Genomic DNA, 1,027 nt, shown 5'->3' with positions numbered 1-1,027 from the left:
GTGCAAGCGTTTCTTTGTATGTGTACTTTCCTGCTGGTAGTTTATCGAACTTCGCAACGCCTTGTTCGTTCGTTTTCCCTTTCACGACTTCCTGGCCTTGCTCGTTATAGATCGTAAACTCCGCACCTGGTAACTTGTTGTTTCCATCGGCTACGTCTACTTTTGTAATTTCAATTGATCCTCTAATCTTCGTATTCTTTGCAACTAGCTCAATTGTTTTCCCGTTTTCAGTGATGCTAAACGGAATCGGCTCTTTTACCAGTACATAGCCCGCTGGTGATGTCTTTTCAATGAATTGGTACTTTCCGAATGGGATATTATCAATTTTGATTAACCCGTTTTTGTCTGTCTTATGCTCACTGATCTTCTTACCTTTTTCATCAGCTAGGATAAAAACAGCACCTTCTAATTTCGTTTTTCCGTCTTCATCTACTTTTAAGAGCTGTACATTTCCTTTTACTTGATCGTTTTTCACTTCAAACGTAAGTGTTTGATTATGCTCTTTTACTTCAAATGGATACTTTGTTTGATTTAATAAGTAACCTTCTAATCCTTTCGTTTCCTGGAAGTAATACTTTCCAAACGGAAGAGAATGTACTTTCGCAATCCCTTCTTGATTGGTTGTTACTTTTGTGACTGCCTTTCCTTCTGGCGTAAACACTGTAAATTCAACGCCTGGGAGAATCTTGCCTGTGTCACTTACCTTTTTAATTTCAATATTGCCTTTGATTTGTACATTTTTCATTTCAACAACAGCAACTTCACCTGTTTTCACTTCAAAAGGCTTTGGTGTAGCATCTAACACATATCCAACAGGTGCTTTCACTTCTTTTACAGTGTATGTGCCAAGTTCTAAGTTTCCTATTTCAGCGATACCGTTTTTGTCAGCTGTAATCGTTCTCATAACTTGTTGACTGCTGTTTACGATTTCAAACACTGCACCTGGTAGTGGCTTTTTATTTTCATCCACTTTCATTACTTTTAAGGCGCCCTTTGCTTTCCAGAATACTTGTAAGTCTTTGCTTAC

At 38.1% G+C, this 1,027-nt stretch carries 1 protein-coding gene; it reads right to left on the bottom strand.

The genetic code is table 11. The features are described from left to right. On the bottom strand, positions 1 to 1,027 hold a 1,027-nt coding region (locus tag ACQRBL_RS32275), incomplete at both ends, for an MSCRAMM family protein (protein ID WP_427736415.1).

Source organism: Bacillus sp. AF62 (assembly GCF_050312695.1).
Classification (GTDB): domain Bacteria; phylum Bacillota; class Bacilli; order Bacillales; family Bacillaceae_G; genus Bacillus_A; species Bacillus_A cereus.
This window is presented reverse-complemented; position numbering and strand designations above follow the sequence as displayed.